Here is a 6,873-nt window from a genome sequence, read left to right on the forward strand (position 1 = left end):
CTGATTATGCCAGGGAAGACATTCGAATACTTGCGTATACGCTCGTCCTCATTTAGGTTCGTGTCGTTCGGATCTTCAGAAGGGCGTTTCGTGTGCACCAGACACCGCTGATCGGGGCCGAGGAGCTGATCGACGCCCTCGGTCGCGCCGATGCCCCGCTCGTGATCGACGTCACCGTCGGCTTCCCGCCCGCCCGCTTCGACGGTGACTACCGGCCGGAGTCGGGCGCTGCGGCGTGGCGGGCGGCCCACATCCCCGGGTCGCGGCACGTCGACCTGCTGACCGCGTTCTCGGACACCGCGCGGAACCTGCACTTCAGCCGCCCCGACGCGTCCCGGTTCGCCGACGAGCTCGCCGCGCTTGGGATGTCGGCGGGCATCGACGTCGTCGTCTACGACCAGGGATCGATGACGTGGGCGGCCCGGGTGTGGTGGCTGCTGCGCAGCGTCGGCGTCGCCGCTCGCGTCCTGGACGGCGGTCTCGCGCGGTGGACGCGGCTGGGCCTGCCCCGCGAGTTCGGGGACGCGGTGCCGCCGAACGGAACGACCCCCGAGCGGGGCCTGTCCTACCTCCCGCTGTGGGTGGACCGCGCGGAGGTGTCCGCGATCGTCGCCGGGCAGGCGCCCGGCACGCTGGTGTGCGCGCTGGCGCCCGCCCAGTTCGCGGGCACGGACCGCACCCGGTACAGCAGGCGCGGCCACATTCCCGACAGCCGCAACCTGCCCGCGAAGGCCCTCCTCGGCGAGGACGGGCTGGTCCGGAACCGCGCCGAGTTGCGCGGGCTCGCCGCCGACGCCCTCGCCGGCGCCGAACCGCCGCTGGTGCTGTACTGCGGCGGCGGGGTGTCCGCGTGCCTGACCGCCCTCGGTCTCGTCCTCGCCGGATACGACGACGTGCAGGTGTACGACGGGTCGCTCGAGGAGTGGTCCGCCGATCCGGGTCTGCCGATGTCCACGACCGCGGAGGGTGACGCGTGAGCCGATGTCGTCGCCGCTGAGCATCCCGATCCCCAACCCCTCACCGCCCCAGGACCCTCGATGACCCCCACCCTGTCCGGAGACGACCTCGGCCACGCGCTCGACGCGCTGCGTGCCCGGGTCCCGCTCGTCCACTCGCTGACCAACGTCGTGTCGGCCAATTTCCTGACCAACGTGCTGCTCGCCGCTGGCGCCAGCAACGCCCACATCGACAACACCAACGAGGCCGCCGAGTTTGCGCGGATCGCGGGCGCGGTCCTGGTGAACCTGGGCACGCCCGACGACGGCACCGCGGCGGCGTTCACCCTCGCCGCGCGGGCCGCGCACGACGCGGGAACGCCGTGGGTGCTCGACCCGGTCGGGGTCGGTGGCCTCACCTGGCGCAGCACGCTGGCCGCCGACCTGCTGACACTGCGGCCCACCGCGATTCGCGGCAACGCCTCGGAGATCATCGCCCTCGCCGGGCGCGGCGGCGACACCCGCGGGGTGGACAGCGCCGACGACGCCGCCGCCGCGGTCCCCGCCGCGGTGGCGCTGCTCGAGCACGCCGACGTGGTGTCCGCGTCCGGGCCGGTGGACCACCTGGTCGGCCGGGACCGCGACGGCACGGTCGTCGGAGTCCGGATCGGGGGCGGCAGCGCGATGCTGCCGCGGGTGACCTCCACCGGCTGCGCGCTCGGCGGGCTGGTCGCCGCGTACCTCGCGGTCGCGGACACTCCGCTGGTCGGGTTGGCCGCCGCGCACGCGCACGTCGCGGTCGCCGCCGAGATCGCGGAGGAGACGTCCACCGGGCCCGGCTCGTTCGCCGTCGCCTACCTCGACGCCCTGTACTCGGTGGACGCGGCGACCCTCGCGGACCGGGCCAGGGTCGCGGCGTTCGACGTCACCGTCGGAAAGGCGGGAACCCGGTGAGCATCAAGACCTTCTGGTACCTGACCCAGGCGGACGGCGACGTCCCGTGGAGTCCGGGTGGGCTCTACCCGGTCGACGGCGCCCGCCAGATCGAGCTCGCGCGGACCATCGACGACGGGGGCTTCGAGGGGGCGCTGGTGGCCACCTGGCCCAACGACCCGTTCGTGTCGGCGACCTGGGCGGCGTCGCACACCTCGCGGATGAAGTTCCTGGTCGCGGTGTACGCCAACATGATCCCGGCCCGGCTGCTCGCCGAGAAGGCGCTGACCTTCGACGCGTTCACCGGGGGACGGCTGATGATCAACTCCGTCAACGGCCGCGACAACATCCTTACCAAGTACGACATGAACGTCGACCACGACCGGCGTTACGAGCTCGGCGAGCAGTACTGGGCGGACGTCCGCGGCCACTACCGCGCGGGCACCGAGTCGAACTTCCCGAACACCCCGCTGCGCATCGACGCCGCAGGCGGCCACACCGTGCCGCTGTGGGGGACCGGCGATTCGCCTGCCGGGCTGGCGAACTCGGGCAGGGTCCTGGACGCCTACCTGGCGATGCTGCGGGAGACGTCGTTCATCGAGGAGAAGTTCGCCGGTGCCCGGGCCGCGGCCGCCGCGGCCGGCCGCGAGTTCACGGACTTCGGCGCCCTGTCGGGGGTGATCGTTCGGCCGAGCCGCGCCGAGGCGATGGACCGATTCCGGTCCCTGTTCGAGAAGACCGGCATCGACCGGATCACCGACGTCCTCGACCAGGCCGTCCGCAGGCGCACCGGCGGGCGGCAGGACCTGCGGACCTTCACCGCACGGGACGCGCAGCGACAGGGCTGGGTGGACGCAATCGTCGCGGGGAAGCTCCCCGAACCGGACGACCTGTACCTCGGGGACGGTCTGTACGCGGGCATCACCGCGTGGTCGCCGCTCGACATCTTCGCGACCGGCTCGTCGGCGGTGTACTACGTCGGCGACCCCGACGAGATCACCGGCCACGTCCGGGCGCTGCGCGACCGCACCGGGCTGACCTCGCTGATCCTCGCGGGCTGGCCGCTGATCGACGAGGCGAAACAGGTCGCCGAGCACCTGATTCCGCGCTTCTCCGCGCTGTAGCGCGGGCGGCGTGTCAGGGGATGGTGACGAACCCCTGGTCCGCCAGCCACTGCCGGGCGACGTCGGCGGGCTCGCGCCCGTCGACGTCGACCTGGCGGTTGAGCTCGCTGATCTCCTCGTTCGTCAGCCGGGCCGAGATCGGGGCCATCACCTCGGCCACCTCGGGGTGCGCCGCCGCGAACTCCTCCCGCATGGTCAGCGCCGGGTTGTACTTGGGGAAAAACGACCGGTCGTCCTCAAGGAGCACCAGGTCGAGCGCGACGATCCGGCCGTCGGTGGTGAACACCTCGCCGAACTTGCACTGCGTCCCGTCCGCGGTGGCCTGGTAGATGATGCCGGTCTGCAGCAGCCGTCGGTCCGCCGCCGCCGGATCGAATCCGTAGGCCGCCGCCATGCCCGGGTAGCCGTCCTGCCGGACATTGAACTCGGTTTCGACGCAGGTGGTCGCCGCCGCCGGATCCCGCTGCACCAGCGCCGCGTAGTCGGACAGCGTCCGGACCCCGGTCGCCGCCGCGGTCGTCCGATTCGTCGCCAGCGCGTAGGTGTTGTTCATTGGGGCGGGATCGGTCCACACCATGCCGTTGCGGGCCAGGTCCTCGTCCCGGACCGCCTCGAACTGGGCCGTCGAGTCGGGGATCGGCTGTTCGTGCCCGAGGTAGTTGATCCAGCCGGTGCCGGTGTACTCGTAGCTGACGTCGATCTGGCCGTCCACCTGGGCATCGCGGGTGCTGTTGGACCCCTGGATGTTCGTCAGGTCCCGGATGTCCGCGCCGGCGGCGGCGAGCGCGAACTCGATCAGGTAGCCGAGGATGATCTGCTCGGTGAAGTCCTTGGACCCCACCGTGATCGGGACTCCCTCGAGACTTTCGATCGGGGTGATGCTGCCCGGACCGACCTCGAGGGGGATTGCGCCGCCGGACTCCAGGCCGCACGATGTCAGGGCGACCACGGCCGCGGCGGCCGCGGCGAGGGCGCGCACCCGCCCCGTCACCGCAGCCCCTTCGGCCCGAGGTACGACTCGGCGAGCGCACCGAGCCAGTCGACGAACAGTGCCAGCGCCACCGCGAGGACCGCACCGACGATCAGGGTCACGTTGTCCCGCAACTTGTATCCGGTGTCGATCAGAATGCCGAGGCCGCCCGCACTGACCAGGAAGCACAGCGTCGCGGTCCCGACGGCGAGCACCAGCGAGGTCCGCAGCCCGGCGAGAATGTACGGCACCGCCATCGGGAACTCCACCCGGCGCAGCACGGTCAGCGCCGACATGCCCTGCCCGCGGCCCGCGTCGATCAGCGCCGGATCCACCTCCTGGTAGCCGAGGATCGTGTTGCGCAGCACCGGAAGCAGGGAGTAGAAGGCGATCGGAAGCACCCCGATCCAGAATCCGGTGGTGCGGGTCGCGAGATAGAACAGGACCAGCAGGCCGATCGCGGGCGCCGCAGCGCCCACGTTGGCGATGCCGACGAAGAACGGCGCCAACCGATTCCACCCAGGGCGGGTGAGCAGCGTCCCGAGCGGCACGGCGAGGGCAAGCACGATCGCGACCACCGCGACCGTGATCAGCACGTGCTGCCAGGTCAGGGTCGCGATGTTCGACACGCTGATGCTCGCCTGCTGCGTCGCGGTCAACTCCCGGTTGAACGCCCACAGCAGGACCCCGGCGACGAGCACCGTCACCAGCGCGGGCTGGACCAGCAGCCGGATCCGCTCCGCCCGGCGTTCGGCGGCGGCGGTCACGACGGCGCCTCGTCCGGTGCGGCTCCGCGCGCGGCGTGCCTGCCGCTCGGCTCGGCCCAGTGCGCCGGTCCGTGATCGTCGTCGTGGTCGTCGGCGTGCTCCTCGCGCAACTCCCGCAGGGCGGCGACCAGGATGTCGATCGTGACCAGTCCGGCGTACTCACCGTGCCTGCCGGTGACGACCGTCGACGCGCTCGACTCCGCGAGCAGCGCCTCGAGCGCATCCTGCAGCGTCGACTGGACGGTCACGATCTCGCCGACCGGATCACCCACGTCACGAAGCGAATCCGCGTGCGCGAGGTGCTGCGACGACACCCACCGCAGCGGCCTGCCTCGGCGGTCGAGGACCAGACCCCAGCGCCGCTTGCGGGCGAGCAGCGCGTTCCGGAAGTCGTCGACCGAACCGTCCTCGTGGACGGTGGGGCAGTGCAGCAACCGCACGTCCCGCACCCGGGTCAGGGTCAACTGCTTGAGGGAGGCGTCGCCGCCGACGAACCCGGCGACCGTGTCGTCGGCCGGGTTCGCCAGGATCGCCTCCGGGGTGTCGTATTGCAGGATCCGGGACTGGTTGCCCAGCACCGCGATCCGGTCCCCGAGCTTGACCGCCTCGTTGAAGTCGTGGGTGACGAACACGATCGTCTTGCCCAGTTCGGACTGCAGCCGCAGCAACTCGTCCTGCAGCAGCCCGCGGGTGATCGGGTCGACGGCACCGAACGGTTCGTCCATCAGCAGCACCGGCGGGTCCGCCGCCAACGCCCGCGCGACCCCGACCCGCTGCTGCTGCCCGCCGGACAGCTGACGCGGGTAGCGGTGCCGATAGGTGTCGGGATCGAGCCCGACGAGGTCGAGCATCTCGTCGACGCGGGCGGCGATCCGTTTGCGGTCCCAGCCGACCAGTCCCGGCACCGTCGCGACGTTCCTGCCGACCGTCAGGTGCGGGAACAGCCCCGCCTGCTGGATGGAGTACCCGATGCCGCGGCGCAACCGGTCCGCGTCGATGGACAGCGCATCCCGCCCGGCAATGGTGATCCGCCCCGACGTCGGCTCGATCAGGCGGTTGATCATCCGCATCGTGGTGGTCTTCCCGCATCCCGACGGGCCGACGAAGACCACGGTCTCGCCTGCCGGGATCGTCATCGACACCCCGGCGACGGCGGGCGTCGGGGCGTTCGGGTAGCGCTTGACGACGTCCTCGAGGACGATCTCGACACCGTGCACGTGCGCGTCGCCGCCAGCGCTCATCGGATTCCCTTCGACGTGGTCAGCTTGCCGAGCACGACGTACAGGCCGTCGAGAATCAGCGCGAGGATGACGATCAGGACGGTTCCGGTCAACGCCTGCGGAACGGCGGTGGGGCTGCCCACCCGGGACAGCCCGGAGAAGATCAGGTTCCCCAGGCCGGGGCCCTTCGCGTAGGCGGCGATCGCGAGGATGCCCATCAGCATCTGGGTGCTGACCCGCATCCCGGTCAGGATCGACGGCCACGCCAGGGGCAGTTCGATCCGTCCGAGGATGCGGAGCCTGCCCATTCCGACGCCGCGGGCGGCGTCGCTGACGGCCGGGTCCACCGAGGCGAGGCCGATGATCGTGTTCCGGATGATCGGCAGCAGCGCGTACAGCACCAGCGCCGTGACGGTCGGCCGCACCCCGAGGCCGAGGATCGGGATCAGCAGACCCAACAGCGCGAACGACGGAACCGTGAGGATCGTGCTGGCCAGCCCGGTCGCGACCGCGGACCCGAACGGGCTGCGGTAGACGGCGATTCCGATGCCGACGGCCAGGATCGTGGCGAGCACCACCGACTGCACCACCGCGCTGACATGCAGGAACGAGTCGGTGGCCAGTTGCTGGCGGCGCGCGGTGACGAAGTCCCACCAGGTCTGCAGGTCCACCGCGGCGTCACCCCCACTGGTCGGTTGGTCACCGCTCACCCTGCTCCCGAAACGCGGTGTGCGCAAACGTTCGGCGGATCCGTGGCGTGTCACGGCGGCCCGGACGCGGCTCGGGAAGGGAAAACGGGGCGGGAGGGAGAGGAAGAGGGGGGGGGGGGGGGAAAAGGAAAGGGGGGAGGGGGGGTTGGGCTAAGGGGGGTCCCGGGACGCACCGGGATCCTCGCAAGGGGAGAGGGGGGGGGGGGCCCCGCTG

General features: G+C 71.3%; 7 protein-coding genes. 3 read left to right on the forward strand and 4 right to left on the reverse strand.

What is annotated here, in order from left to right; translation table 11 throughout:
* The first annotated feature begins 92 nt into the window (after window positions 1-92).
* Genes ACFWQG_RS14850 through ACFWQG_RS14860 form a run of 3 tightly spaced genes read left to right on the forward strand, consistent with a single transcriptional unit; the run spans window position 93 to window position 2,992 of the window.
* Window positions 93-977, forward strand: coding sequence for a sulfurtransferase (locus ACFWQG_RS14850; RefSeq protein ID WP_378508386.1), 885 nt, complete (start codon window positions 93-95; stop codon window positions 975-977).
* Between the two features lie 60 nt (window positions 978-1,037).
* Window positions 1,038-1,889, forward strand: a complete 852-nt coding sequence (thiM, locus tag ACFWQG_RS14855) for a hydroxyethylthiazole kinase (protein ID WP_378508387.1) — start codon at window positions 1,038-1,040, stop codon at window positions 1,887-1,889.
* Window positions 1,886-2,992 carry an LLM class flavin-dependent oxidoreductase gene (locus tag ACFWQG_RS14860; protein WP_378508388.1) on the forward strand — a complete coding sequence of 369 codons (1,107 nt, stop codon included), beginning with the start codon at window positions 1,886-1,888 and terminating at the stop codon, window positions 2,990-2,992. The genes thiM and ACFWQG_RS14860 overlap by 4 nt, the downstream gene beginning before the upstream one ends.
* 13 nt (window positions 2,993-3,005) lie before the next feature.
* On the opposite strand, the gene ACFWQG_RS14865 is transcribed toward ACFWQG_RS14860, so the two are convergent.
* Genes ACFWQG_RS14865 through ACFWQG_RS14880 form a run of 4 tightly spaced genes read right to left on the reverse strand, consistent with a single transcriptional unit; the run spans window position 3,006 to window position 6,620 of the window.
* Window positions 3,006-3,983, reverse strand: a complete 978-nt coding sequence (locus ACFWQG_RS14865; RefSeq protein WP_378508389.1) for a glycine betaine ABC transporter substrate-binding protein — start codon at window positions 3,981-3,983, stop codon at window positions 3,006-3,008.
* Complete coding sequence (locus ACFWQG_RS14870) at window positions 3,980-4,729, reverse strand: ABC transporter permease (protein WP_378508390.1); 750 nt, start codon at window positions 4,727-4,729, stop codon at window positions 3,980-3,982. The genes ACFWQG_RS14865 and ACFWQG_RS14870 overlap by 4 nt, the downstream gene beginning before the upstream one ends.
* Complete coding sequence (locus ACFWQG_RS14875; RefSeq protein WP_378508391.1) at window positions 4,726-5,970, reverse strand: ABC transporter ATP-binding protein; 1,245 nt, start codon at window positions 5,968-5,970, stop codon at window positions 4,726-4,728. Before ACFWQG_RS14875 ends, ACFWQG_RS14870 begins: the two co-directional genes overlap by 4 nt.
* Complete coding sequence (locus tag ACFWQG_RS14880) at window positions 5,967-6,620, reverse strand: ABC transporter permease (RefSeq protein ID WP_378508434.1); 654 nt, start codon at window positions 6,618-6,620, stop codon at window positions 5,967-5,969. The genes ACFWQG_RS14875 and ACFWQG_RS14880 overlap by 4 nt, the downstream gene beginning before the upstream one ends.
* Window positions 6,621-6,873 lie beyond the last annotated feature (253 nt).

The sequence above is a fragment of the Rhodococcus sp. NPDC058532 genome, from assembly GCF_042719255.1.
GTDB lineage: Bacteria > Actinomycetota > Actinomycetes > Mycobacteriales > Mycobacteriaceae > Rhodococcus_G.